Annotated in this window: 25 protein-coding genes and 1 other annotated feature (1 of these 26 only partly in view); of the genes, 8 read left to right on the forward strand and 17 right to left on the reverse strand. The window is 47.0% G+C overall.

The genetic code is table 11. The features are described 5' to 3' along the window. Positions 1-43, forward strand: a sequence feature (His leader region) (it extends 80 nt beyond the left edge of the window). A gap of 37 nt (positions 44-80) precedes the next feature. From hisG to hisIE, 8 genes are read left to right on the forward strand one after another with little or no spacing between them, the layout of a single operon-like run. After that, a complete protein-coding gene (hisG, locus tag ACE38U_RS02225; protein WP_038481352.1) occupies positions 81-980 on the forward strand; it encodes an ATP phosphoribosyltransferase in 900 nt (299 codons plus the stop codon). A gap of 4 nt (positions 981-984) precedes the next feature. After that, the gene (gene hisD / locus ACE38U_RS02230) at positions 985-2292 is read left to right on the forward strand and encodes a histidinol dehydrogenase (protein WP_038481349.1); all 1308 of its coding nucleotides are present in this window, start codon (positions 985-987) and stop codon (positions 2290-2292) included. Continuing rightward, on the forward strand, positions 2289-3371 hold the full coding sequence (gene hisC, locus ACE38U_RS02235) for a histidinol-phosphate transaminase (RefSeq protein WP_375529073.1): 1083 nt from the start codon (positions 2289-2291) through the stop codon (positions 3369-3371). The genes hisD and hisC overlap by 4 nt, the downstream gene beginning before the upstream one ends. After that, positions 3368-4435 carry a bifunctional histidinol-phosphatase/imidazoleglycerol-phosphate dehydratase HisB gene (hisB, locus tag ACE38U_RS02240; protein ID WP_375529074.1) on the forward strand — a complete coding sequence of 356 codons (1068 nt, stop codon included), beginning with the start codon at positions 3368-3370 and terminating at the stop codon, positions 4433-4435. Before hisC ends, hisB begins: the two co-directional genes overlap by 4 nt. Beyond that, on the forward strand, positions 4435-5025 hold the full coding sequence (gene hisH, locus ACE38U_RS02245) for an imidazole glycerol phosphate synthase subunit HisH (protein WP_038481340.1): 591 nt from the start codon (positions 4435-4437) through the stop codon (positions 5023-5025). Before hisB ends, hisH begins: the two co-directional genes overlap by 1 nt. A gap of 3 nt (positions 5026-5028) precedes the next feature. Further along, the gene (hisA, locus tag ACE38U_RS02250; RefSeq protein ID WP_375529075.1) at positions 5029-5766 is read left to right on the forward strand and encodes a 1-(5-phosphoribosyl)-5-[(5-phosphoribosylamino)methylideneamino]imidazole-4-carboxamide isomerase; all 738 of its coding nucleotides are present in this window, start codon (positions 5029-5031) and stop codon (positions 5764-5766) included. After that, the gene (gene hisF / locus ACE38U_RS02255; protein WP_038481334.1) at positions 5748-6524 is read left to right on the forward strand and encodes an imidazole glycerol phosphate synthase subunit HisF; all 777 of its coding nucleotides are present in this window, start codon (positions 5748-5750) and stop codon (positions 6522-6524) included. The genes hisA and hisF overlap by 19 nt, the downstream gene beginning before the upstream one ends. Next, the gene (gene hisIE / locus ACE38U_RS02260; protein ID WP_375529076.1) at positions 6518-7129 is read left to right on the forward strand and encodes a bifunctional phosphoribosyl-AMP cyclohydrolase/phosphoribosyl-ATP diphosphatase HisIE; all 612 of its coding nucleotides are present in this window, start codon (positions 6518-6520) and stop codon (positions 7127-7129) included. Before hisF ends, hisIE begins: the two co-directional genes overlap by 7 nt. Before the next feature lie 56 nt (positions 7130-7185). On the opposite strand, the gene wzzB is transcribed toward hisIE, so the two are convergent. From wzzB to rfbB, 17 genes are all read right to left on the reverse strand, one after another. Next, on the reverse strand, positions 7186-8184 hold the full coding sequence (gene wzzB, locus ACE38U_RS02265) for an LPS O-antigen chain length determinant protein WzzB (RefSeq protein WP_375529077.1): 999 nt from the start codon (positions 8182-8184) through the stop codon (positions 7186-7188). A gap of 198 nt (positions 8185-8382) precedes the next feature. After that, positions 8383-9792: an NADP-dependent phosphogluconate dehydrogenase gene (gene gnd / locus ACE38U_RS02270; protein ID WP_375529078.1), complete on the reverse strand. Its 1410-nt coding sequence runs from the start codon at positions 9790-9792 to the stop codon at positions 8383-8385. A 140-nt stretch (positions 9793-9932) separates the two neighbouring features. Continuing rightward, positions 9933-11306: a phosphomannomutase CpsG gene (gene cpsG, locus ACE38U_RS02275; protein ID WP_375529079.1), complete on the reverse strand. Its 1374-nt coding sequence runs from the start codon at positions 11304-11306 to the stop codon at positions 9933-9935. A gap of 2 nt (positions 11307-11308) precedes the next feature. Next, positions 11309-12052 carry a glycosyltransferase family 2 protein gene (locus ACE38U_RS02280; RefSeq protein WP_375529080.1) on the reverse strand — a complete coding sequence of 248 codons (744 nt, stop codon included), beginning with the start codon at positions 12050-12052 and terminating at the stop codon, positions 11309-11311. After that, positions 12042-13460 carry a mannose-1-phosphate guanylyltransferase/mannose-6-phosphate isomerase gene (locus ACE38U_RS02285; protein WP_375529133.1) on the reverse strand — a complete coding sequence of 473 codons (1419 nt, stop codon included), beginning with the start codon at positions 13458-13460 and terminating at the stop codon, positions 12042-12044. The genes ACE38U_RS02280 and ACE38U_RS02285 overlap by 11 nt, the downstream gene beginning before the upstream one ends. A gap of 18 nt (positions 13461-13478) precedes the next feature. After that, positions 13479-13925 (reverse strand): GDP-mannose mannosyl hydrolase, encoded by a 447-nt coding sequence (locus tag ACE38U_RS02290; protein WP_375529081.1) that lies wholly within the window; start codon positions 13923-13925, stop codon positions 13479-13481. 9 nt (positions 13926-13934) lie between these two features. Then, complete coding sequence (gene fcl, locus ACE38U_RS02295; RefSeq protein WP_375529134.1) at positions 13935-14900, reverse strand: GDP-L-fucose synthase; 966 nt, start codon at positions 14898-14900, stop codon at positions 13935-13937. Next, on the reverse strand, positions 14901-16019 hold the full coding sequence (gene gmd, locus ACE38U_RS02300) for a GDP-mannose 4,6-dehydratase (protein ID WP_375529082.1): 1119 nt from the start codon (positions 16017-16019) through the stop codon (positions 14901-14903). It lies immediately after the preceding gene. Beyond that, positions 16016-17050 carry a glycosyltransferase family 4 protein gene (locus tag ACE38U_RS02305; RefSeq protein WP_375529083.1) on the reverse strand — a complete coding sequence of 345 codons (1035 nt, stop codon included), beginning with the start codon at positions 17048-17050 and terminating at the stop codon, positions 16016-16018. Before ACE38U_RS02305 ends, gmd begins: the two co-directional genes overlap by 4 nt. Continuing rightward, positions 17037-18266: a hypothetical protein gene (locus tag ACE38U_RS02310; RefSeq protein WP_375529084.1), complete on the reverse strand. Its 1230-nt coding sequence runs from the start codon at positions 18264-18266 to the stop codon at positions 17037-17039. The genes ACE38U_RS02305 and ACE38U_RS02310 overlap by 14 nt, the downstream gene beginning before the upstream one ends. 171 nt (positions 18267-18437) lie before the next feature. Further along, positions 18438-19691 (reverse strand): glycosyltransferase family protein, encoded by a 1254-nt coding sequence (locus ACE38U_RS02315; protein WP_375529085.1) that lies wholly within the window; start codon positions 19689-19691, stop codon positions 18438-18440. Between the two features lie 20 nt (positions 19692-19711). Beyond that, positions 19712-20962, reverse strand: a complete 1251-nt coding sequence (locus tag ACE38U_RS02320; protein WP_375529086.1) for an O-antigen translocase — start codon at positions 20960-20962, stop codon at positions 19712-19714. Beyond that, positions 20959-22062: a DegT/DnrJ/EryC1/StrS family aminotransferase gene (locus tag ACE38U_RS02325; RefSeq protein ID WP_375529087.1), complete on the reverse strand. Its 1104-nt coding sequence runs from the start codon at positions 22060-22062 to the stop codon at positions 20959-20961. The genes ACE38U_RS02320 and ACE38U_RS02325 overlap by 4 nt, the downstream gene beginning before the upstream one ends. Further along, a complete protein-coding gene (locus ACE38U_RS02330) occupies positions 22055-23254 on the reverse strand; it encodes a formyltransferase family protein (RefSeq protein ID WP_375529088.1) in 1200 nt (399 codons plus the stop codon). Before ACE38U_RS02330 ends, ACE38U_RS02325 begins: the two co-directional genes overlap by 8 nt. After that, positions 23251-23652 carry a sugar 3,4-ketoisomerase gene (locus tag ACE38U_RS02335; protein ID WP_375529089.1) on the reverse strand — a complete coding sequence of 134 codons (402 nt, stop codon included), beginning with the start codon at positions 23650-23652 and terminating at the stop codon, positions 23251-23253. Before ACE38U_RS02335 ends, ACE38U_RS02330 begins: the two co-directional genes overlap by 4 nt. 10 nt (positions 23653-23662) lie before the next feature. After that, positions 23663-24526, reverse strand: a complete 864-nt coding sequence (gene rfbA, locus ACE38U_RS02340; protein WP_375529090.1) for a glucose-1-phosphate thymidylyltransferase RfbA — start codon at positions 24524-24526, stop codon at positions 23663-23665. After that, positions 24526-25599 (reverse strand): dTDP-glucose 4,6-dehydratase, encoded by a 1074-nt coding sequence (gene rfbB, locus ACE38U_RS02345; RefSeq protein ID WP_375529091.1) that lies wholly within the window; start codon positions 25597-25599, stop codon positions 24526-24528. Before rfbB ends, rfbA begins: the two co-directional genes overlap by 1 nt. Positions 25600-25674 lie beyond the last annotated feature (75 nt).

Here is a 25674-nt window from a genome sequence, read left to right on the forward strand (position 1 = left end):
CGAGAAAAAGCCCCCGGAAGATATCTTCCGGGGGCTTTTTTATTGGGCGTCAGACAGGAATGAATAAGGGGTAACTACCGATGACCGACAACAACCGTTTACGCATAGCTATGCAGAAATCTGGCCGTCTTAGCGACGATTCACGCGAATTACTGGCCCGCTGCGGCATAAAAATCAACCTGCACACGCAGCGCCTGATTGCGCTGGCGGAAAACATGCCGATCGACATTCTGCGCGTCCGTGATGACGACATTCCAGGGCTGGTGATGGACGGCGTAGTTGACCTCGGTATTATCGGTGAAAACGTCCTCGAAGAAGAGTTACTGACGCGCCGCGCTCAGGGTGACGATCCTCGCTATTACACGCTGCGCCGCCTGGACTTCGGCGGCTGCCGCCTGTCGCTGGCCACCGCCGTGGACGAGCCGTGGGATGGCCCGGCCGGCCTCAATAACAAACGTATCGCGACCTCTTACCCGCACCTGTTAAAACGCTACCTCGACCAGAAAGGCGTGCAGTTTAAATCCTGCCTGCTGAACGGGTCGGTGGAAGTAGCTCCGCGCGCTGGCCTGGCCGACGCCATCTGCGATCTGGTGTCTACCGGCGCAACGCTTGAGGCCAACGGCCTGCGTGAAGTGGAAGTTATCTATCGCTCCAAAGCCTGCCTGATCCAGCGCGATGGCGAAATGCCGGAAGCCAAACAGCAGCTGATCGACAAGCTGCTGACCCGTATCCAGGGCGTGATTCAGGCCCGCGAGTCCAAGTACATCATGCTGCACGCGCCAACCGAGCGTCTGGACGAAGTGATTGCCCTGCTGCCGGGTGCCGAGCGCCCAACCATTCTGCCGCTGGCAGGCGACCAGCAGCGCGTGGCGATGCACATGGTCAGCAGCGAAACGCTGTTCTGGGAAACCATGGAGAAGCTGAAAGCGCTGGGCGCCAGCTCTATTCTGGTACTGCCCATTGAGAAGATGATGGAGTGATGTGATGAGCAACTTCAACACGCTGATTAACTGGAACGACTGCGACGAAGCCGCTCGCCGTGCGCTGCTGATGCGCCCGGCCATCTCCGCTTCGGACAGCATTACCCGCACCGTGGCAGAGATCCTGGATAACGTTAAAAGCAACGGCGACGAAGCCCTGCGCGAGTACAGCGCGAAGTTCGATAAAACTGAAGTGAAGCAACTGCAGGTCACTCAGCAGCAAATCGATGAAGCCGTGGCGAGACTCGGCGACGAGATTAAAGAGGCGATGGCCGTGGCCGTCGCTAACATTGAGAAGTTCCACCTTGCGCAGCAGCTTGCTCCGGTAGATGTGGAAACCATGCCCGGCGTGCGCTGCCAGCAGGTCACCCGCCCGGTCGCCTCCGTAGGCCTCTACATCCCTGGCGGCTCCGCCCCGCTGTTTTCCACCGTGCTGATGCTGGCCACGCCGGCCCGCATCGCTGGCTGCAAAAAAGTGGTGCTTTGCTCTCCGCCACCGATTGCCGACGAAATTCTTTATGCGGCCCAGCTTTGCGGCGTGCAGGAAGTGTTTCAGGTAGGCGGCGCGCAGGCCATTGCCGCTCTGGCGCTGGGCACGGAAAGCATTCCGAAAGTGGACAAAATATTTGGCCCCGGCAACGCCTTCGTCACCGAAGCGAAGCGCCAGGTCAGCCAGCGTCTCGACGGCGCGGCCATCGATATGCCCGCAGGCCCGTCTGAAGTGCTGGTGATTGCAGACAGTGGCGCAACGCCTGACTTCGTGGCCTCTGACCTGCTTTCTCAGGCGGAACACGGCCCGGATTCTCAGGTGGTCTTGCTAACCCCGGACAGCGCCATGGCTCAGGCCGTTGCCGAGGCCGTTGAGCGCCAGCTGGCTGCCCTGCCTCGCGCAGAAACCGCCCGCAAGGCGCTGGAAAGCAGCCGCTTAATTATCGCTCGTGATTTAGCGCAATGTATCGAGATATCAAACCAATACGGCCCTGAGCACCTGATCATCCAGACGCGCAACGCCCGTGAGCTGGTAGACGACATTACCAGCGCAGGTTCGGTGTTCCTTGGCGACTGGTCGCCTGAGTCCGCGGGCGATTATGCCTCCGGGACGAATCACGTGCTGCCGACCTACGGTTACACCTCCACCTGCTCAAGCCTTGGGCTGGCGGACTTCCAGAAGCGGATGACCGTGCAGGAACTCTCACCTCAAGGTTTTGCCTCGCTGGCAAAAACCATTGAGATCCTGGCCGCCGCCGAGCAGCTGACCGCCCACAAAAACGCCGTAACCCTACGCGTCGCCGCCCTTAAGGAGCAAGCATGAGTATCGAAGAGTTAGCCCGCGCCAACGTTCGCGCCCTGACCCCTTATCAGTCCGCCCGCCGCCTGGGCGGGAACGGCGACGTGTGGCTGAACGCCAACGAATACCCGACGCCGGTAGAATTTCAGTTAACCGCGCAGACGCTGAACCGCTACCCGGAGTGCCAGCCAAAGCAGGTCATCGCCAACTATGCCAGCTACGCGGGCGTGAAGCCTGAGCAGGTTTTGGTGAGCCGTGGCGCAGATGAAGGCATTGAACTGCTGATTCGCGCGTTTTGCGAACCGGGCAAAGACGCCATTCTTTATTGCCCGCCGACGTACGGCATGTACACCGTCAGCGCCGAGACTTTTGGCGTAGAGTGCCGCACCGTTGCCACGCTGGATAACTGGCAGCTTGACCTTGCAGCTATTGCAGAAAACCTCGACGGCGTAAAAGTCGTTTATGTTTGCAGCCCGAATAACCCGACCGGCCAGCTGATTAATCCGCAGGATCTGCGCGTGCTGCTGGAAATGACCCGCGGCAAAGCGCTGGTGGTTGCCGACGAAGCGTATATCGAATTCTGCCCACAGGCGACGCTGGCGGGCTGGCTGAAAGAATACCCAAACCTGGTCGTGCTGCGTACGCTCTCTAAAGCATTTGCGCTGGCAGGCCTCCGCTGCGGCTTTACGCTGGCGAATGAAGAAGTTATTAATCTGCTGCTAAAAGTCATCGCCCCTTACCCGCTTTCTACGCCGGTGGCCGACATCGCCGCCCAGGCGCTTAGCCCGCAGGGCATTAACGCAATGCGCGAGCGCGTTGCCGAAGTGCTGCTGAATCGCCAGTACCTGATCAATGAGCTGAAAAGCGTCCCTTGCGTTGAGCAGGTTTTCGACAGCGAAACCAATTACGTTATCGCCAGAATTACCGCCTCCAGCGCGGTCTTTAAATCGCTGTGGGATCAGGGCATTATCTTACGTGACCAGAATAAACAACCGACGTTAAGCGGCTGCCTGCGCATCAGCATCGGCACACGCGAAGAGTGCCAGCGCGCTATCGATGCGCTGCGTCAGCAACCCGGCCTGCAGGCCACGGAGAGCAAATGAGCCAGAAAGTACTTTTTATCGACCGCGACGGGACCTTGATTTCCGAGCCACCGAGCGATTACCAGGTCGACCGCATGGAGAAACTCGCCTTTGAGCCTGCGGTGATCCCGGCTCTGCTGCAGCTGCAAAAGGCGGGCTACCGCCTGGTGATGATCACTAATCAGGACGGGCTGGGCACCGCCAGCTTCCCGCAGGCCGATTTCAACGGCCCGCACAACCTGATGATGCAGGTGCTGACCTCTCAGGACATCATTTTCGATGAAGTGCTGATTTGCCCTCACCTGCCTGCGGACAACTGCGAATGCCGCAAGCCAAAGCTGGCGCTGGTGACCGGGTATCTGCAGGAAGGCGCACTGGATAAAGCCAACAGCTACGTGATTGGCGACCGCGCGACGGACATCGAGCTGGCCGAAAATATGGGCATTCAGGGGCTGCGCTATAACAGCGACGGCCTGGACTGGAAGCAAATCGCCGAGAAACTCACTAAGCGCGATCGCTACGCTCACGTAGAACGCAATACTAAAGAAACGCAGATTGACGTCAAAGTCTGGCTGGATCGCGAAGGCGGCAGCAAAATTGCCACCGGCGTCGGCTTCTTTGACCACATGCTGGACCAGATCTGCACCCACGGCGGCTTCCGCATGGAGATCGCGGTTAAGGGCGATCTGTACATAGACGATCACCACACCGTCGAAGATACTGGCCTGGCGCTGGGCGAGGCGCTTAAGCTGGCGCTGGGCGACAAACGCGGCATCACTCGTTTTGGCTTTGTGCTGCCGATGGATGAATGTCTGGCCCGCTGTGCGCTGGATATCTCCGGCCGCCCGCACCTCGAATACAAAGCCGAGTTCAACTACCAGCGCGTGGGTGACCTCAGCACCGAGATGGTGGAGCACTTCTTCCGCTCGCTTTCTTACACCATGGGCGTAACGCTGCACCTGAAGACCAAAGGCAAGAACGATCACCACCGCGTGGAGAGCCTGTTCAAAGTCTTTGGCCGCACCCTGCGCCAGGCGATTCGCGTTGAGGGCGATACGCTCCCCTCTTCGAAAGGAGTGCTGTAATGAACGTGGTGATCCTCGATACGGGCTGCGCCAACCTGCATTCGGTGAAGTCGGCCATTCAGCGCCACGGCTATGAGCCGCAGGTGAGCCGTGATCCGGATGTGGTACTGCGCGCCGATAAGCTATTTTTACCCGGCGTAGGCACCGCTCAGGCGGCGATGAACCAAATCATCGAGCGCGATCTGGTGGAGCTTATCAAAGCCTGTACTCAGCCCGTGCTGGGCATTTGCCTGGGTATGCAGCTCCTCGGCAGCCGCAGCGACGAAAGCAATGGCGTCGAGATGCTGGGCATTATCGAGCAGCCGGTGTTGCAGATGAAAGATTTTGGCCTGCCGCTGCCGCACATGGGCTGGAACCGGGTTTACCCGAAAGCGGGCGACCGCCTGTTCCGGGGCATTGACGACGGGGCGTACTTCTACTTCGTCCACAGCTATGCGATGCCGGTCTGCGAAAATACTATCGCCCAGGCGAACTACGGCGAAGCTTTCACCGCGGCGGTACAAAAGGATAACTTCTGGGGCGTTCAGTTCCACCCTGAGCGTTCCGGCGCGGCTGGCTCTCAGCTGCTGAAAAACTTTCTGGAGATGTAGGCCATGATAATCCCGGCACTTGATTTAATTGACGGCAAAGTGGTGCGCCTCCATCAGGGAGATTACGGCCAGCAGCGCGATTATGGCAGCGACCCGCTGCCGCGTTTACAGGATTATCAGTCGCAGGGTGCAGAAGTGTTGCACCTCGTTGACCTGACCGGAGCCAAAGACCCGGCGGCTCGCCAAATCCCGCTGCTGCAAAAGCTGCTGGCAGGCGTAAGCGTGCCGGTTCAGGTTGGCGGCGGCGTTCGCACCGAGCAGGACGTTGAAGCCCTGCTGGAAGCCGGTGCAGCTCGCGTAGTTGTCGGCTCCACCGCGGTGAAATCCCCTGAGCTGGTACAGGCCTGGTTTAAACGCTTTGGCGCCGATGCTTTAGTGCTGGCGCTGGATGTGCGTATTGACGCCGAGGGTAACAAACAGGTTGCGGTTAGCGGCTGGCAGGAAACCTCCGGCACCACGCTGGAGCAGCTTGTCGAACAGTTTCTGCCGTTCGGCCTGAAACATGTGCTGTGCACCGACATTTCTCGCGACGGTACGCTGGCAGGCTCAAACGTTGAGCTTTATCAGGAAGTTTGCGCGCGTTTCCCGCAGGTCGCGTTTCAGGCCTCCGGCGGTATCGGTGGGCTTGAAGATATTGCCGCCCTGCGCGGCAGCGGCGTGAAAGGCGTGATCGTTGGGCGCGCGCTTCTGGAAGGTAAATTTAACGTGAAGGAGGCCATTTCATGCTGGCAAAACGGATAATTCCTTGCCTGGACGTGCGTGACGGCCAGGTTGTCAAAGGCGTGCAGTTCCGTAATCACGAAATCATCGGCGACATCGTGCCGCTGGCGCAACGCTACGCTCAGGAAGGCGCAGACGAGCTGGTATTTTACGATATCACCGCCTCAAGCGACGGCCGCGTAGTGGACAAAAGCTGGGTGACTCGCGTTGCCGAAGTGATCGATATTCCTTTCTGCGTGGCGGGCGGGATCAAGTCCGTCGAAGATGCGGCTCAGATCCTCTCCTTCGGCGCGGATAAGATTTCCATTAACTCCCCTGCCCTGGCCGATCCTGAGCTTATCACTCGCCTGGCCGATCGCTTTGGCGTGCAGTGTATCGTGGTCGGCATTGATACCTGGTTTGATGCTGAAACCGGCAAATATCACGTGAACCAGTACACCGGCGACGAAAGCCGCACTCGCGTAACAAAATGGGAAACGCTGGACTGGGTGCAGGAAGTGCAGAAACGCGGCGCGGGGGAAATCGTCCTGAATATGATGAACCAGGATGGCGTGCGTAACGGCTACGACCTGGCTCAGTTGAAGAAAGTGCGTGAAGTATGCCACGTGCCGCTTATCGCCTCCGGCGGCGCGGGGACCATGGAACACTTCCATGAGGCCTTCCGTGACGCTGACGTCGACGGGGCCCTTGCGGCTTCCGTGTTCCATAAGCAAATTATCAATATTGGTGAACTGAAGGCGTTTCTGGTTCAACAAGGCGTGGAGATTCGAGTGTGTTAACAGAACAACAGCTAGCCCAGCTGGACTGGGAAAAAACCGATGGCCTGATGCCGGTGATCGTTCAGCACGCGGCGTCCGGCGAAGTCCTGATGCTCGGCTATATGAACCAGGACGCGCTGGCGAAAACCCTTGAGAGCGGCAAAGTCACCTTCTTCTCACGCACCAAACAGCGCCTGTGGACCAAAGGTGAAACGTCAGGGCATTTCCTGAACGTGGTACGAATGGCCCCGGACTGCGATAACGATACGCTGCTGGTGCTGGTTAACCCCATCGGCCCAACCTGTCACCTCGGCACCTCAAGCTGCTTCGGTGAAGCGCACCACGACTGGCATTTCTTGTTCGAGCTGGAACAGCTGCTGGCTTCGCGCAAAACCGCCGATCCGGCAAGTTCTTACACCGCGAAATTGTATGCCAGCGGCACCAAACGTATTGCTCAGAAGGTGGGGGAAGAAGGCGTGGAAACCGCACTGGCGGCAACCGTGAACGATCGCCACGAGCTGACCAATGAAGCCTCTGACTTGATGTATCACCTGCTGGTGCTGCTGCAGGATCAGGATTTGGACCTGAGCACGGTGATTGAAAATTTACGGGCTCGGCATAAATAAGCCCTGGAACAGATGTAAAAAAGGCCGCTAATGCGGCCTTTTGTTTTTTTGCAGGTTTACGCGGCTGATTTATAGTTACGCAGCGCGTTACGCCCCAGGACATAACCTGAACCGACAATAATACCCAGCAAGGCAGCCAGCACGAGCGTCAGGCCTTTTTTCGGGCTGTCTTTACGCACAGGCAAAGTTGGCTTCATGATATAGCGGAACGCATAGGTTGTTTCTGGCGTCGATTTTAACTCACTAACCGCAAGCAACGCCTGGCGGGCGTTGAAGTAAGAGTTATCCAACGGCAGAGGACGAGAGGCTTCATTTTTAATCATCGAAGAAAGCGCCTCGCTACCCAATACGAAAAGGGTATCTTCAGATAACGTTTCTGCCTGAGAGACTACCGGTTTAGTAATATTGGATTGTTGGGCGACAACCAGCGCCTGGTTTAGCTCATCAAGGCGTTTTTGCTGCTTCTCTTTGGCGACTTTTTCTTTTGCGGTGAGCTGATCTTTAATATCGCTTATTTTTGTATCAATTGAAGTTTTAAGGTCATCGTCAAGCTCGCTAACCGTGCGCTTATTGATTTGCTGTAGATAGACATTCAACGTTTGCTGCGCCTGCTGCGCGGAGTTAGCTACGTAGCTGATTTTTAGCGGCAAAGGCTGATCCTTTGCCGCAGCTTCGATGGTTAATTTTTCGGGTTTCTGCTGATTGTCCAACTGCTCAGATAACGCGGAAATTGCAGCATTAAAACGTCCAAAGAAGCGCAGTTGCACATCATTTAGCGAGGGCGCACTATCTGGATGCTGAATACTCAGAACGTTCATCGCGTTGCTATAGTTAGAAACCTGCCCGGCATCCGGCAAGGTTACGATAGCAGATGAGGTCCATTTCTCTTTAGCGACGAAAAGATATGCAACAGCACATAAAATGAAGGCAATGACAAAGATCGAGATTATTTTTTTACCACGCCAAAGCTGTATAAGGAGATCAATTAAATCAATTGATTCTTCATTGTGACTCTCAGTATTAACCTTTGTCACATTACTATTATTTGTATTCATAATAACCCTAGGAATTTATTAATTTTTCCGCACTATCAGAAGAACCACAAACATTTCACATAGCTAAAAACTAAAATAACAGGAATGATTCAAAAGAAGTCACTGTTACTCAAAGCACAAAATATATAACTCAGCTTAGATTACAGAAAAAGGGTCCCTGAAGAAGGACCCTTTTTAACTAGACGTCAGATTTTAAGATTAATCTAACCATTCGGTGTGGAAGACGCCATCTTTGTCGGTACGCTTATAGGTGTGCGCCCCGAAGTAGTCACGCTGAGCCTGGATCAGGTTAGCCGGCAGCACGGCAGCACGGTAGCTGTCGTAGTAGGCAATCGCAGCGGAGAAGGTTGGCGTTGGAATACCATTTTGAACAGCGTAAGAAATCACATCACGCAGCGCCTGCTGGTAATCGTCAGCAATCTTCTTGAAGTATGGGGCCAGCAGCAGGTTAGCAATCGCCGGAGTCTCAGCATAAGCGTCGGTGATTTTCTGCAGGAACTGCGCGCGGATGATGCAGCCCGCACGGAAAATCTTCGCGATCTCACCGTAATTCAGATCCCAGTTGTTCTCTTCAGAAGCGGCACGCAGCTGGGAGAAACCCTGAGCATATGAAACGATTTTACCCAGATACAGGGCACGGCGAACTTTTTCGCTGAACTCGACTTTGTCACCGGAGAACGGTTTAGCCTGCGGACCGCTCAGGACTTTAGATGCCGCGACGCGCTGCTCTTTCAGGGAAGAGATATAACGTGCAAACACGGATTCTGTAATCAGAGACAGTGGCTCACCGAGATCCAGAGAGCTCTGGCTGGTCCATTTACCGGTACCTTTGTTAGCGGCTTCGTCCAGAATCACATCAACCAGGTATTTACCGTCTTCATCTTTCTTGGTGAAGATATCTTTGGTGATGTCGATCAGGTAGCTGCTCAGCTCACCTTTGTTCCATTCGGTAAAGGTTTCTGCCAGCTCTTCATTAGACAGGTCCAGGCCATGCTTCAGCAGAGAATAAGCTTCTGCGATCAGCTGCATATCGCCGTATTCGATACCGTTATGCACCATCTTCACGTAGTGACCGGCGCCATCAGGCCCGATGTACGTTACGCAAGGCTCGCCATCTTCAGCCACTGCGGCAATTTTAGTCAGGATTGGAGCAACCAGCTCGTAAGCGTCTTTCTGGCCGCCAGGCATGATGGATGGGCCTTTCAGCGCCCCCTCTTCCCCACCGGAAACACCCGTACCGATAAAGTTGAAACCTTCAGCCGACAGATCACGGTTACGACGAATCGTGTCATGGTAGAAAGTGTTGCCGCCATCAATGATGATGTCGCCTTTATCCAGGTAAGGTTTCAGAGAGTCGATTGCGGCATCGGTGCCTGCGCCCGCTTGCACCATTAACAGGATACGACGCGGTGTTTCGAGAGATTCAACAAACTCTTTCACCGTGTAATAAGGAACCAGCTTCTTGCCTGGGTTCTCTGCGACGACTTCTTCAGTCTTCTCACGGGAGCGGTTGAATACGGAAACGGTATAGCCACGGCTTTCGATGTTCAGCGCCAGGTTGCGCCCCATCACGGCCATACCAACAACGCCGATCTGCTGTTTGGACATTACATACTCCTGTCAGGTGTGCTCACCGCGCATTGGGCGCGGCTTGAAATGTGGCTTTGATGTTAACTCACCTTATAGACTCTGGGTAGAGTTTGATACAACTCACATAATAAAGAGCACAGAGTTAGAAAACATAGAATTCACTTCTGGCGTAACAAGTCTATAATTTCAGCAGTTTTTTGCTTCATCAATGCCTCGTCGCCGCGAGACTCCACGTTCAGGCGTACCACCGGCTCGGTGTTAGAGCTGCGCAGGTTGAAGCGCCAGTCGCCAAACGCCATGCTGATCCCGTCCGTGTGGTCGATCTCTTCCGCGTGCGGGCCAAAATGCGCACGCACACGCTCAATCGCCACGGCAGGGGCTTCCAGCTTGCTGTTGATCTCCCCGCTGGCAGGCCACGCCGCCATGCGGTCCTGCACCAGTTCACCCAGCGTTTTCCCCTTCAGGCAAAGCAGTTCGGTCACCAGCAGCCACGGGATCATCCCGCTGTCGCAGTAGGCAAAGTCGCGGAAGTAGTGGTGGGCACTCATCTCGCCGCCGTAAATTGCATCCTCTTCACGCATGCGCTCTTTGATAAACGCGTGCCCGGTTTTCGACATCACCGGTTTGCCGCCCGCGCGCTCGACGATATCTACCGTGTTCCAGGCCAGGCGCGGGTCGTGAATGATTTTCGACCCAGGCTGTTTTTCGAGGAACGCCGCCGCCAGCAGGCCCACGATGTAGTACCCCTCGATAAACTGCCCTTTCTCGTCGAACAGGAAGCAGCGGTCAAAGTCCCCGTCAAAGGCGATGCCCATATCGGCTCCGTGCTCAATCACCGCGTCGCGGGTATCGGCGCGGCATTCCGGCAGCAGCGGGTTAGGGATCCCGTTGGGGAAATTGCCGTCCGGCGTGTTGTGCACTTTCACGAAGGTCAGCGGCACGTTGAGTGCCTTAAAGCGGGCTTCAATGGCGTCCACAATCGGGCCCGCCGCACCGTTGCCGGAGTTGATCACCAGCTTCAGCGGTTTGATGTGGCTGACGTTGATGTAGGAGAAAAGATGGTCGAGGTAGGCTTCCACCACCGACACTTTCCGGTAGCTGCCGCGCGCCGCCTCATTCACCGGCGGGAAGTCGTTGGCTTCCGCCAGGCGCTGCACGTCGCGCAGGCCGGTGTCGCCGCTGATCGGGCGGGCGCCCTGGCGCACCAGCTTCATACCGTTGTAGTCCATCGGATTATGGCTGGCGGTCACTTCGATCCCGCCGTCCACGTCCAGATGCCAGGTGGCAAAATAGATTTCTTCGGTGCCGGACAGGCCGATATCCAGCACGTCCACGCCCGCGTCCTGCAGGCCACACGCCAGCGCCTGCTTCAGCGATTCGCTGGTCAGGCGCACGTCGCCGCCCAGCACGATAGTTTTTGGCTGCAGGTACTCACCGTAGGCACGGCCGATGCGCCAGGCGATGTCTTCGTTCAGCTCGTCGCCCAGGCGGCCGCGGATGTCGTAGGCTTTAAAACAGGTTAAATTTGTCATGTTTATTTAAGAAACTGTGGAAGTTTGGAAAGGTTTTTGCATATAAGAACGACAGGCCATAACAACCCATTATTACGCATAGCCTTAATGTCTTCTTTCGATTTTTGGACTATATTTGCAAAAGAGCGATTACTCATGCCACCTACTCTCATGCGAGTCAAAACTTTCGGCAAATAGCTCAGTGTAGCGTTATTCGTCCATAAATAACGAATTAGAGAATCATAATCAGCTGAAATCCGATAATCTAAATTGAAACTCCCCCATTTTAAGTAAAGCTCTCGCTTCATATAAAAACTTGGGTGGGGAGGCATCCAGCCTAGCTGCATCTTAAAGCGTTTAAACTGACCACTCTTCCAATGACGAATAACTTTGTTAATATCGTCCTTAGATACATAGTCGAGGTCGCCATAGACCGCATCACAATTGTTTTCTTTAAATTTCTTAACAACATCAGTAATAACATCAGGATACGCGAGAAGATCGTCTGAATGTAAAAAGCCAATGACATCTCCCGACGCCGCCTGAATACCTTTGTTAAGGGCATCATAAATCCCTTTATCCGGCTCACTAATAATTTTAGTAACTCGACGAGAAACATTATTTATTAACTCAATAGTTGAATCTTTAGATGCGCCATCAATAATAATATATTCTATATCATGATAGGACTGTGAGTCTAAAGAGAGTAAGGTATCGGACAGTGTTGCAGCGCTATTATAAGTAGCAGTAATGATACTAACCTTCATGATTATTACCGTGGATATATTGTTCCAGACGTACTATATCATCATCAGCCAAATAAGCCCCTGTTCTGACCTCAATAATCTCAAGGGGTATTTTCCCCGGATTCTCAAGGGAATGTGGAATACCAACAGGGATATATGTTGACTCATTCTCAGTCAGTAATTGAACACCTTCACCACAATACACTTTTGCTGTACCAGTGACGACAATCCAGTGTTCAGCCCGGTGATAGTGGATTTGAGTAGCCGTTCTCTCACCCGGTTTAACGGTTACCTTACGCACATGATAACGAGAACCCTCAGATATAGAATCTGATGTTCCCCATGGACGGTACAATTCCCTATGTTGCAAATATTCATTTCGTGAACATTCTTTAAGCCTATTCACAACATTTTTTACTGACTGAACCTTATCTTTGTGAGAGACCAGGATAGCATCTTTAGTCTCAACAACAATTAAATCATCTAAACCTACGGCACTGATTAATCTGTGCTGCGAATAGAGATAACTATTCTTTGTATCTATAGCAATTATATCGCCATGAATGACATTGTTATTATTATCTTTACTATCCACTTCCCACAATGCAGACCAAGAGCCCACATCGCTCCAGTTGGCATCAAGCGGAACTACAACAGCATCAGAGGTTTGTTCCATCACTGCATAATCGATCGAATCATCAGGGCATTTAGTGAACGAATCAATGTTTAAACGCGTAAAATCAAGATCAAGAGAGGCGCCATCAAGTGCATCACTACAAGCATCTAATATCTCAGGACGGTATAATTTTAACTCTTCGATATATCGTGAGGCTTTGAACATAAACATACCACTGTTCCAGTAGTATGTTCCTTCATCAAGATATTTCTGTGCAGTTTGTAAATCAGGTTTTTCAACAAATTCAGAGACAACAAAGGCATTATCAGAAACAGGAATGCCTTGTTTTATATAACCATAGCCCGTCTCAGGTTTGTTAGGTACAATTCCGAATGTAACTAATTTACCTCGCACTGCAAGATCCAACGCATTTTCAACGGCAGAGATAAAAGCAGCATTATCCTGAATAACATGGTCAGCAGCAAGAACTAACAATATCGGATCTTTCTGTTGTTTAAGGGCATGTAATGCAGCTAAAGCGATAGCCGGGGCAGTATTGCGCCCGACTGGTTCTAAAATAATACCACCGTGCTGTAATTTCAGCTGGCGAAGTTGTTCCGCAACGATAAAACGGTGTTCTTCATTGCAAATGATCAGAGGGTTTTCATGCTCAAGACCGTCTAAACGATTAATCGTTTCCTGCAACATTGACGAATCAGACGTCAGAGAAAGAAACTGTTTAGGATAAAGGGTTCGAGAGAGAGGCCATAAACGGCTTCCCGTTCCGCCGGCCATCACTACAGGAAGAATAATGTTGGACATCTTAACCTTCTAGTTAAAATATTGCTGAGTATAAGTATGTACTTGCCCGTGGCAATTTGCATGTTGAGCGTCAATAAATATGTACTCATTATGTTGCGCTGAGGGCAATTCCTTCAACTCCAGATTTAGAAGAAGTTTATATGCGAGGACTAAATAATGAGTGGTCACATCCTTACTCACAAAAGAATCCGCGTAGAAGTGCTCAAATACACCTATGAATTGTGCTGCGGATAAATCAACACTCATACCGAGCTCAGATAAACAGACCCGTTGGAAAGCATCTTCTATTTTTTCATTTTTATAGATTCTACCTCCGGGTACAAAATAAAAATTCTTTGCCGGCGCGTTTTTTCTTTTACCCAGCAAAACTTCGCCCTTATGATTATAAATAATAAGATCTATAGAAATGAGTGGCGTGTGTTCTACTATAGTTCGAAATAACGCAAGTTCTAACATTGGTAATGCCTATTTTCTGAAGTTATCTTGATTCTTAAGGAACCAGTCGTATGTCATTTCAAGTCCTTGCTGAAGCGACACTGACCATTTCCATCCCATGCTTTCCAAACGCTCAATATCCATTAACTTGCGCGGGGTCCCATCTGGCTTGCTGGCATCAAAAACAACCTTGCCTTTAAAACCGACGACTGAGGCAATGGTTTCCGCGAGCTCACGAATGGTACAATCAACGCCAGTACCAACATTGATATGTGACAACATTGGTGAGGTGTTTCTGGCATAAACCTCTGCAGATAAATTCATGACATGGATTGACGCTGCAGCCATATCATCTACATACAGAAATTCACGCATCGGTGTACCACTTCCCCACACCACCACTTCAGAGGCATTTTCCTGTGCCGCTTCATGAAAACGACGCAGCAGCGCCGGAATAACGTGAGAGTTGTTGGGATGAAAATTGTCATTTGGCCCATACAAATTTGTCGGCATCACAGAGCGATAATCACGACCATACTGCCTATTGTAAGACTCACACAGTTTTATGCCGGCAATTTTGGCGATTGCATAGGGTTCGTTAGTGCTTTCCAGGGTTCCAGTTAAAAGTGCATCCTCACGCATCGGCTGTGGCACTTCTCGTGGATAAATACAACTGGAGCCTAAAAACAGCAGTTTATTAACATCATTACAGTGCGCCGCATTAATGATGTTAGCTTCAATCATGAGGTTCTGATAGATAAAATCAGCAGGGAAAGTGTTGTTAGCATGAATGCCTCCAACCTTAGCCGCTGCTAAATAAACTTGATCGATTTTCTCTTTCTCAAAAAAGCTATTCACTGCATGCTGTGAAAGAAGATCAAGCTCATTGCGATTTTTGGTAACAATTTCGACATCATTTTCCTGGCAAAGATTTCTGACCAGAGCAGACCCCACCATGCCATTATGTCCAGCAACGAATATTCTCTTAGCCATGATTTAATTCTCCAGTGAAATGGAAACATCAAAACCGTTAGCTTTTAAGAGGGCATGCTGCTTCGCCTTCTGAAGATCGCTTTTGACCATCTCCCGGCACATCTCCTCAACGGTAATTTCTGGAACCCAGCCGAGTTTTTCTTTCGCTTTTGACGGATCGCCAAGTAATGTCTCTACTTCTGCTGGACGGAAGTAGCGAGGGTCAACACGCACAATGACATCACCAACCTGGATTGCATGGGCATTATCGCCAGAAACTTTAGCAACGGTGGCGATTTCATCCACACCTTCACCACTAAATTGGAGCTCAATACCGGCTTCAAGCGCTGACATACGCACAAATTCACGTACGGAGATTTGTTTACCGGTTGCAATAACAAAGTCTTCCGGATGTTCTTGCTGCAGCATCATCCACTGCATTCTTACGTAGTCTTTGGCGTGGCCCCAGTCGCGCAGGGAGTCCATGTTGCCAAGGTACAGGCATTTCTCCAGGCCCTGAGCAATGTTAGCAATTGCGCGGGTAATCTTACGGGTCACGAAGGTTTCGCCACGGCGTGGAGATTCGTGGTTGAACAGAATGCCGTTACAGGCGTACATGCCGTAGGATTCACGGTAGTTAACAGTTATCCAGTAGGCGTAAAGCTTGGCTACCGCGTATGGGGAACGAGGGTAGAAAGGCGTGGTCTCTTTCTGTGGAATTTCCTGCACCAGGCCGTACAGTTCTGAAGTGGATGCCTGGTAGAAGCGAGTTTTCTTTTCCAGACCCAGGAAGCGAATGGCTTCCAGCAGGCGCAGGGTGCCCATCGCATCCACGTCAGCGGTGTATTCCGGTGACTCAAAAGAAACCGCCACGTGGCTCATCGCGCCCAGGTTATAGACTTCGTCCGGCTGAACTTCGGACAGAATGCGGGTCAGGTTGGAGGTGTCGGTCAGGTCACCGTAGTGCAAATGGAATTTAGGATTATTGGCATGCGGATCCTGGTAGATATGATCCACGCGCTCCGTGTTGAAAGAAGAAGCGCGGCGTTTAATACCATGAACTTCATAGCCTTTTTCTAGCAGGAACTCCGCCAGGTAAGAACCATCCTGCCCAGTGATACCAGTAATCAATGCAACCTTCATTTTTTGCCTCTTATGCAATTGTAAAATTCCAATGTTTCTAATGCCATTTTATCCCAGGAATAATTCTCGGCATTATCAATACCTGACAATATTTTTTCCATCCTAAAATCATGGTTTTTAAATTCAACAATCCCTTGTTTTATTTTTTCCGCAGTAATATTTTCAAACAATATTGCCGCATTGGCGGAAATTTCGATGATTGACGATGATTTTGATGCAATCACGGGACAGCCAGATTTCATTGCCTCAATCACTGGAATACCAAATCCCTCATAGTACGATGGGTATACGAGCGCTAGGGCATTTTGATACAGACTCTCAAGCTCTTGTTCAGAAATAAATCCAGCGTGGGCATAGCGTCCCACAATTTTGCTATCTAATAACTTCAGTTCATCATCGGTAAACTTCCCTCCACCAACGACGACCAACCGCACATCATGTAAATCCTCGAGCGAGGAAACACACATATCGAAGTTTTTATATCCTCCACGGGCACCAACAAATATGACATATGAATCATATTTGCCATCAGTGTTTTTCACTGAAAAGTCCCCCACACCATTATAGATAACACGTGTCGGAATTTTTTTTGATTCTGGAATAAAGTTATGCATATCTTTTTTAGTATTTTCAGATATGCAAATTAGACCATCACTATTCAAAATTGCAGTTCTTTTCTGTGCATTAAGAATCTTTGAATTAATACCCCGAGGGTAAATATCCTCTGTGAAATCATGAACAGTAGTAATCACCTTGCCGTCGAACTTCTTATCAGGTAATCGGTAATAACTGGAGTGGAAAATGTCATCCTTCCCTCCCGCAACCTTTACTCGCCTGAATCTTTCAAGCTCGATATGCAATCTTACTTTACTATTAACGCTGATGTTTTTGGTGTAATTATTTTTATTTTCATATAGTAAATGTAGAAATTTTTCATCATGGTTATTCAAACGCCATATCAGCTCATCAAAATATACCGATATTCCACCTGATTTTTGTAGAGAAAAGATAATCCCATCAATAATAATCACGATCACTCCCTTTTTTTAATAAGGTTAATACCTTGGATGTAAACACATATATACAAGGTATAATTAATCCAGTAAAAAAAACAACCTTATTAATAATACCGAATCCGTCACGATAAAACATGAATGGTAATGTGGCACAACTCATTAAATAGAGGGTGCGGACATGTATTTTATTTGACACCTGAAAACGGCTCACAAAAAAACCTAGTATGAGCATAAAGAAATAAGTGCCTATAATACCAAAATTAGCCATTAAGGAGACAAATACGCTGGTAGCACCTAATGGAGAAGAGTATCTGTATCCCATTGATTCGATATCAACATGAATATACTGCTTATAATCCATAATATTTGGAGCTAACATCAAAAAGGAATTAAAGAAGTTAGTTGGGAGAGAGAGCAAATTGAAGTTATCAGGAATGACCAAAAAGGTCAGTGCCGAAAAACTTGTAAAAACAGGCTCTGCTAGCGCTATATAGACAAAATTACTTAACCCATTGGTATTACCAACCCTTAGCATTCCGGTAACAACGAGAGAAGCACATAGCAATGCCATTAAAAAAATCAGTAATTTGGGAGGTTTTTTCCCATCGAAAAAATAAAAAACAACAAACAAAGCACATGTAATAACATACATTCTTCCACCCATACTCAATAGGAATATGCTGTTACATAACAAGGTAAATATTAATATTTTTTTCATCACATTACGTGTATAGAACACAGTAACTAGAATCAGTAAGTTTAGTGACGCCATCTGCCCCATGAGGCCTGTATTATATGTGTCCGTATAACCCCTAAAAAACAGATCTTTCGTCACAAACCAAATAATAGAAGTAAATGCAAGTACAACAAGGCCAATAATAATTGACCCAGACATTCCCAATGCATTTTTACTAAACATTACTTTAGAGCTAACGAGAGAATCTTTATTAATACCTCTATAAGCTAAAGCGCTGCCAAGAATATAAAACAAGACCATTAGCAATGCATTAGCCAAAAAAAACAATTTATCTTCATCTTCTATTCTGCGATAGGCATCGAACCATTGATCAAATTTTGAAACATCAAAAAAAAAGAAATTCTCACCTACAATTATTGGTAAAATAAAATAATAAAGAGCACCAAACACCACACATTTTCGATGATCTATAGGACCTTTTATGAAATAAACTAACATGGAAGCAAATAAAAAAAAGGAAATATAATTGACCATTCTTTAACCCCAAAAACGCATGACAATTTGGCGACATTCAAAATACATACTTACAATTCATATGCAGAAGTATACATAATTAGAAAGAGTAATTCTCTATATTTTTTGGCAACCAATATTCAGGAACGTTTTCCATTATAAGCATAAAACCATATGAATATTGGCAATCGCCTAGACGCCTGAATTTTTACGTTTAGACTCTACACATTTTAAATAGATTGTAGTGAACACATTTCTTTTAAATCTTTGGACAGGAACGGATTCAATAGAATTCAACGCTACCAGAAAATGATTAACAGTTGATTCTTTACTATAGTTATTTGTGAAAAATTTTTTTATCCCGACTTTTAAATTGTCGTAATCATTATCACTTAATGTAATAACATCTACCAGACTGCATCCATTCTGAATCTCAAATGGCGTATCTATGTATTCGCCCAATGAAACAGAAGATTCTTCGTTGAGAAATTTATAGACATTGTCACGACTGGCTATTGGTCTATCGGCACAGGGTAGTAGCACTGTCGGTACTCCTCTGCAGGCTCCCTCCAACGCTGCAGTGCCCATGGCAAATAAAAGATCATAGCGATTACTAAACAGATTATCTAACTGATTATTTTCTATATACCCATGAAAAACCAAATCGATATTGCTAGCATCTTCACAGCTATCAATCACTAATTGCTTTCCATCGCCATCACCTGCTATGTGCAATTCAAACATACGCCCATCAGCATTAAATTTCTTTAAGTCTTTTATCAGTTTAATAATGCCATGAAGCTTAAAATCATCTAACCGACTAAGTACCAAAATTTTTAAAGTTAATCGGGGCTTGGTGCGATCAATTTCACTTTTTAAATCGAATCGGGATTCTAAATTTGTAATCAATGGAAGAATTGAATATTCAGATATTTTCAAATCGAAAAACCACTTACTTTCGGCCTGACAAGCTTCGTCCATTAACCACAAGTTTCTACCTTTTAAAAGTAAAGTGATTTCTTCTTTGAAATTTTTAAACCCCGGTAGACATTTCAAGAAAAACTTTAAGTAGCTGTATCCAAACTTTGATTTTATCGCAGTGCTACCAATACAGTAGCCAGCATAAAGTTCAGATGGATGCAAAAGCCAAAAAAAAGGTTTTATACTCGAGACTCTATTTGATACACATAACTCAGCAATACGGCTAATATTTCTTGCGCTTGCTATTAATATGCTTCCCTCAAGTAATTCTTTTTTATTGATATCATTCAACCCGTGATATTTAACCTTTTCTTTTATGAATTTAGAAGATAAAATACCGTCATTATAATCGATGACATTAACATCCTCAAAACCATTAAGTAAAAGCAAATCAATCACGCGTGAAAATAGTATTTCAGTACCACCAAGATATTTACTCGGATGATATATTGTAATTCTAGACATTCATAACCTCTATTTACAATTTACTTGGCGATTCTTTTAAAATTAATAACCATAAATAAGAAATAGATAATGTAATTTATCAAATACGCCAAATTCGCACCATGCACGCCATATAGAGATACAAAAAAAAGAGCCAATAATACAAATGTAATGGCAAAAATTATTTCTGTCGTAACATACCACTTTGTTGCTCCACGCGATAACATCGGATAAGCATATAACCAGCTTCCTATTTTCACTACATCGCCGATCAGCTGTACCAGGAAGAGATCTCTAGATGATGAAAACTCACTGGTAAACAAAATAGAAATAATAATATCACGACAGAAATAGACGCTCAGCGCCATGATCATAGCGACTGGAATAATAATAACCGCAGTTCTATTTACTTCACTAAGAATTTCATTAACGCCTGTAAGAGACGATAGTCGTGGCAAATAATAAGTACTTAAAGCAATGGTAATTACGCTTAAATAAACCTCTGATATCTTCCAAACAGCCTGCCATTGCCCGGCCTGCTCCCACCCATCATAGGCAATAATTATATTTCTTACCAGAATCAATGCTACCGGTGCTGTAAATGCAGTAGTGACTGCCATTAATATATAGCCACCAATATCTCTGCGGGCCTGTCTATTCGTTTGCCCCCACCAGTATCTTAGCGAAAACCATTTCTGTTTGATGTTTGCAGACAGCATTACAACGCCGATAAGTGAGGACTGTAGCACGGCGGCAACAAAAGCACCTTTGATACCATAGAAAATTATCATCATTATCATTATTGCGCTTGAAATCACCACCGAAATCATTGTCAGAGCAATGTATCTGCGATAATTTTCCAGGCCATTAATAACAGAAGAAAATAACGTTCCTACAGCAGCAAAAGGCAAGCAAACTGCAGTCAGGCAAACAATCCAACGGTATTCTGCGCTTTGGAAAAGCCATTCGGATAATACGCCAGAGAAAATAAACCCCGCAGGGATAAGGATCGCACATAGTACGAGCGTCCACTCTAATGAGGCTCTCCACCATGGAGAGCATTTATCATATCCGGAGGAATGTTTTTCGGCTGTATACCTTACAACCCCGGAACTGACCGGGGCATTAACGATACCATTGAAGCTGTTAATGAGACTCTGCACTTGCCCTAACATGGCCATACCCGTTGGCCCTGTATAGATAGCAATGACTTTTGCGATAACAAAACCCATCATCATTTTGAGCAAAGTCAATAGACCAGTTAAGGCCGTTACTTTAAGCAACCTCTTCATAGTTGAAAATCGTTTACCGCACTTATGACTTTAGCAATTTCATCTTCTGACATAGTAGGGTCCATAGGTAGAGATATCACTCTGTTATGGATCGATTCAGTTACAGGCAGGCTAAGATGGTTGAGGTACTCATAAGCCTTTTGTTTATGTGGCGGTAATGGGTAATGTATAAGTGTTTGAATACCACGTGAGGATAAATACGCCTGTAGCTTTTCACGGTGATCAGTCTGCATAACAAATAAGTGCCATACATGTCCTTCATTGGTTACAAATGACGGTAACTTAACGAAGGGATTATTAATTTGAGTTAAATATTTATCTGCAATAGCCCTTCTCAAATCAGTTTCATGATCAAGGTATGCCAATTTAACACGCAGCATAGCCGCTTGAATCTCATCTAAACGACTATTATAACCAATATATACATTTTCGTATTTTTTATGAGAACCATAATTGCGCAGAGCTTTCAATGCTTCTGCCAGTTCTGCATCATTGGTGGTGATCATACCTGCGTCGCCCAAGGCACCTAAATTCTTCCCTGGATAAAAACTGAAACCTGCAGCATCTCCCCATGCTCCTGCTTTTACACCCCCAATAGATGCACCATGTGCTTGTGCAGAATCCTCTAAAACTAATAAATTTTTCTCTTGGGCAAAACGCATGATTTCATGCATCGGCGATATTTGCCCATAAAGATGCACAGGTAAGATAGCTTTAACACTTTCATCCCAGGATGAAATAAGTCCTTCGTAGCTAATATTAAATGTTTTATCATCGGGCTCGACTAAAACAGGAATCAGACCATTCTGGGTTATAGCCATTATAGATGCTATATACGTGTTAGCTGGAACAATAACTTTATCATTATCTTTCAGCTTACCTAGTTCTTTCCACGCTCTCAGAACAAGGATGAGTGCATCAAGCCCGTTTGCGACGCCGATAGCATGCTTGACCCCAATGAATTGAGCAAATTCGCGTTCAAACTCAACCAGTTCGTTGCCCTGGATGTACCAACCAGAACCTATTACCCTTGCACAAGCATTTTGCAATTCCTGTTCGTATTGTTTATTGATTCTTTTTATATCCAGAAAATTAACCATGGTTGCACCCCATCATGTATTCAATTAACTCTTTATCTTTACATTTATCTAAATAATCGAAAACTGTAAAACCGTTATAGTCCATCAAAAAGAGATTTAGGCCTAAGTCTATTAATTCTTTTAATCCTGAATAATCACCAGTTCTCTTCATGAAATCTTTGTAATACATTCCTACCGTTGTTCCTTTATAGTTGCAATCATTGATATCAGCACCTTTTTGCACTAACCACTTGATAATGGACATATTGCCATGATATGCAGCTACAATAATAGGACTCCATCCCAAGTTATTTTTCTCAAGCAAAACACTCTCATGCCTCACCAATTTTGAGATAGAATTAACATCTTTGTCTTTACATGCATCTAATATTGTCGAAAAGTTATCTTTATACAATACAAGATCGTAATCTATTGTCGCAATGACAAATCGTTCGAAATTATTTTCCAGAATAGACCCTGGTTTCCCTAGCGACTTACTCTCTAAAATGTCACCCTGAAAAACACTCTCATTTTCAATTTTAACCAACTGGTAAGACCTAAACGTGAACGCCTTAACCTGGTTTAAAATTTCATATGCTGTTTTATTAAAATCTATTTCTAAATTAGCATAGTTGATTGTTTTTTTGGAATAATACGATGAATCTGTCCCACTCTGTTTTTTCGCCTCATATTGCGCATTAATTATGCGATCAAAGTTGGCAATTACTAATTCAGTGCCGTGTTTTATATATTTTAGATATAAGCTATTTGCCGTCTCAGATGAGCTTAACATAAACGCCCTCTGTTCTATCACATCACCAGTATCAATGCCATGATCAATTTTATGTAATGTTACACCGCTTTCTTTTTCGGCATTTAAAATTGGCCATGCTGATGTATACATCCCTTTATATTTAGGAAGGTATGAAAAATGAATATTAATTATGTTATTGTGTGAAAATTTTTCAGGTTTAACTATTTTGTCAAATTCGAGTGAAATGAAACAGGCATCATTTACAGAATAAGCTTCATCTAATGATATAATTGGTATTGATGCATTATTGCAAAATTTCTTGAATGATCTCTGAAACCCGTCTTCACCATTATCAGTCCCATTACAAACAACGAGTATTTCGACGTTTTCTCTGTTGCTCAGTATCCAATTTGTAACGTCTATTGCTATATTATTCTTCCCAGCAATAATGACTTTCATTTTTCACTCACTATTCTTAAAAAGTCTTCATAATCTCTGATATAGTCGGACTCGTCGTAATGCTCACTGGCTAAAACCATTAATATGCAATCAGGAGTAAAATCTTTCATCTCACGCCAAATAATTGAATCAATCAGCAACCCTTGAGCCGGGTTGTCTAGAATAACCTCTACTCTATCTTTACCATCATCAAGAACAAAACAGCAGGAACCGCGAATGACAATTGCTACTTGTTTTAAAGCCTTATGGGCATGATAGCCGCGCGTTACATTTTCACACGTATCAAACATATAATATACACGCTTAATTTCAAATGGTATATTTTCTGAATCTTCAAGAGCAATTAAAGAACCTCGCTCATCACCATGCATTTGAAGCGGAATGAATTCTATTTTCATTTTTTCTTTCTTACTTAATTAGCTTTAACAAATACTGACCATAATGATTTTTCTTAAGCATTGTTCCGCGATTTTCAATTTCAGTATCGCTTAACCAACCATTACGCCAGGCAATCTCTTCCGGACAGGCAACCATCATTCCCTGCCTTTTCTGTACGGTTTCAACAAAGCTGCCAGCTTCAATCAAGCTGTCGTGCGTGCCGGTATCTAACCATGCAAATCCACGCCCAAGCTGCTCAACATTCAATTGCCCACGCTTTAGGTATTCATCGTTAATTGAGGTTATTTCTAACTCACCACGCTCAGATGGTTTTACATTTTTTGCAATTTCAATGACCGAGTTATCGTAGAAGTACAGTCCGGTGACAGCCCAGTGAGATTTAGGCTCAGCGGGTTTTTCTTCTATAGAAATGGCTTTGTTATTTTCATCAAATTCGACCACGCCAAAACGCTCAGGATCCATTACCTGGTAACCAAAGACAGTTGCGCCTGTTTCACGTTGCGCCACTGCTTTTAATTTAGGACTGAAACCTTGCCCAAAGAAAATATTATCACCGAGGACAAGGCAAACTGAATCATTGCCGATAAATTTTTCGCCAATAATGAACGCCTGCGCTAAGCCATCCGGGGCAGGCTGGATTTCATACGTCAGGTTAATCCCCAACGCACTGCCATCACCCAATAACCGAATAAAGCTGTCCTGATCTTCCGGGGTCGTAATAATCAAAATGTCACGAATACCCGCCAGCATAAGTACTGACAGCGGATAATAAATCATTGGCTTGTCATAAATCGGAAGTAATTGCTTAGATACTCCCATTGTTATTGGATACAAACGGGTGCCAGACCCTCCGGCCAAAATGATACCTTTCATTATTCTAATCCTAAGCGTTCACGTTGATAGCTGCCGTCCTGCACACGCTGGCACCACTTCTGATTTGCCAAATACCAGCTAATCGTTTTACGAATACCCGACTCAAACGTCTCCTGCGGCTTCCAGCCCAGCTCGCGCGCGATTTTATCTGCATCAATCGCGTAACGACGGTCATGCCCAGGGCGGTCAGTGACATAGGTAATTTGGTCGCGGTACGAGCCCTCTTTAGGCACAATCTCGTCCAACAAATCACAGATAGTATGCACAACCTCGAGGTTCTTCTTCTCGTTGTGACCACCGATGTTGTAGGTCTCACCTACCTGCCCTTGAGTAACAACCGTATAAAGCGCACGCGCATGGTCTGCAACATACAGCCAGTCGCGGATCTGATCGCCTTTACCGTAAATCGGCAGCGGTTTTCCTTCCAGAGCATTCAGAATAACGAGTGGGATTAATTTCTCAGGGAAATGGAACGGCCCGTAGTTATTTGAGCAATTGGTGACGACCGTCGGCAAACCATAGGTGCGGAGCCAGGCGCGAACGAGATGATCGCTGGAAGCTTTCGATGCAGAGTATGGGCTGCTTGGCGCGTACGCCGTCGTTTCCGTAAACAGGGGCAATGCTTCGCCCTGTGCAACTTCATCCGGGTGCGGAAGATCGCCATACACTTCATCAGTAGAGATGTGATGGAAACGGAAGTTCGTCTTCTTCTCCGCGGCTAATCCGGACCAATAGTGACGGGCTGCCTCAAGCAAAACGTAGGTGCCAACAATATTGGTCTCAACAAAAGCTGCCGGGCCGGTGATGGAGCGATCGACATGGCTCTCTGCGGCCAGATGCATGACGGCATCCGGCTGGTGTTGTTCAAAAATCTGCTCGATTGCTGCAGCATCGCAAATATCCGCCTGAACGAAATGATAGCGCTCATTAGCGGAGACATCGGCTAAAGACTCCAGATTACCGGCATAGGTTAACTTATCTACGTTAACCACACTATCCTGAGTATTATCAATGATATGACGAACAACGGCTGAGCCAATAAACCCGGCACCGCCGGTAACAAGGATTTTCACTGTGCAGTCTCTCTATAATCTTGTTATTACATTCAAGGGAGCAGCACCCTGAATATAATATATTTGAGATATCTC

The organism is Cedecea selenatireducens (assembly GCF_042138895.1).
Lineage (GTDB): Bacteria > Pseudomonadota > Gammaproteobacteria > Enterobacterales > Enterobacteriaceae > Cedecea > Cedecea selenatireducens.

What these genes read in the sequence shown, in the direction of transcription:
- hisG (WP_038481352.1), top strand. Translation starts at nt 81, where the DNA reads ATGACCGACAACAACCGTTTACGCATAGCTATGCAGAAATCTGGCCGT.
- hisD (WP_038481349.1), top strand. Translation starts at nt 985, where the DNA reads ATGAGCAACTTCAACACGCTGATTAACTGGAACGACTGCGACGAAGCC.
- hisC (WP_375529073.1), top strand. Translation starts at nt 2,289, where the DNA reads ATGAGTATCGAAGAGTTAGCCCGCGCCAACGTTCGCGCCCTGACCCCT.
- hisB (WP_375529074.1), top strand. Translation starts at nt 3,368, where the DNA reads ATGAGCCAGAAAGTACTTTTTATCGACCGCGACGGGACCTTGATTTCC.
- hisH (WP_038481340.1), top strand. Translation starts at nt 4,435, where the DNA reads ATGAACGTGGTGATCCTCGATACGGGCTGCGCCAACCTGCATTCGGTG.
- hisA (WP_375529075.1), top strand. Translation starts at nt 5,029, where the DNA reads ATGATAATCCCGGCACTTGATTTAATTGACGGCAAAGTGGTGCGCCTC.
- hisF (WP_038481334.1), top strand. Translation starts at nt 5,748, where the DNA reads ATGCTGGCAAAACGGATAATTCCTTGCCTGGACGTGCGTGACGGCCAG.
- wzzB (WP_375529077.1), bottom strand. Translation starts at nt 8,184, where the DNA reads ATGAATACAAATAATAGTAATGTGACAAAGGTTAATACTGAGAGTCAC.
- gnd (WP_375529078.1), bottom strand. Translation starts at nt 9,792, where the DNA reads ATGTCCAAACAGCAGATCGGCGTTGTTGGTATGGCCGTGATGGGGCGC.
- cpsG (WP_375529079.1), bottom strand. Translation starts at nt 11,306, where the DNA reads ATGACAAATTTAACCTGTTTTAAAGCCTACGACATCCGCGGCCGCCTG.
- ACE38U_RS02280 (WP_375529080.1), bottom strand. Translation starts at nt 12,052, where the DNA reads ATGAAGGTTAGTATCATTACTGCTACTTATAATAGCGCTGCAACACTG.
- ACE38U_RS02290 (WP_375529081.1), bottom strand. Translation starts at nt 13,925, where the DNA reads ATGTTAGAACTTGCGTTATTTCGAACTATAGTAGAACACACGCCACTC.
- gmd (WP_375529082.1), bottom strand. Translation starts at nt 16,019, where the DNA reads ATGAAGGTTGCATTGATTACTGGTATCACTGGGCAGGATGGTTCTTAC.
- ACE38U_RS02310 (WP_375529084.1), bottom strand. Translation starts at nt 18,266, where the DNA reads ATGGTCAATTATATTTCCTTTTTTTTATTTGCTTCCATGTTAGTTTAT.
- ACE38U_RS02315 (WP_375529085.1), bottom strand. Translation starts at nt 19,691, where the DNA reads ATGTCTAGAATTACAATATATCATCCGAGTAAATATCTTGGTGGTACT.
- ACE38U_RS02320 (WP_375529086.1), bottom strand. Translation starts at nt 20,962, where the DNA reads ATGAAGAGGTTGCTTAAAGTAACGGCCTTAACTGGTCTATTGACTTTG.
- ACE38U_RS02325 (WP_375529087.1), bottom strand. Translation starts at nt 22,062, where the DNA reads ATGGTTAATTTTCTGGATATAAAAAGAATCAATAAACAATACGAACAG.
- ACE38U_RS02330 (WP_375529088.1), bottom strand. Translation starts at nt 23,254, where the DNA reads ATGAAAGTCATTATTGCTGGGAAGAATAATATAGCAATAGACGTTACA.
- ACE38U_RS02335 (WP_375529089.1), bottom strand. Translation starts at nt 23,652, where the DNA reads ATGAAAATAGAATTCATTCCGCTTCAAATGCATGGTGATGAGCGAGGT.
- rfbA (WP_375529090.1), bottom strand. Translation starts at nt 24,526, where the DNA reads ATGAAAGGTATCATTTTGGCCGGAGGGTCTGGCACCCGTTTGTATCCA.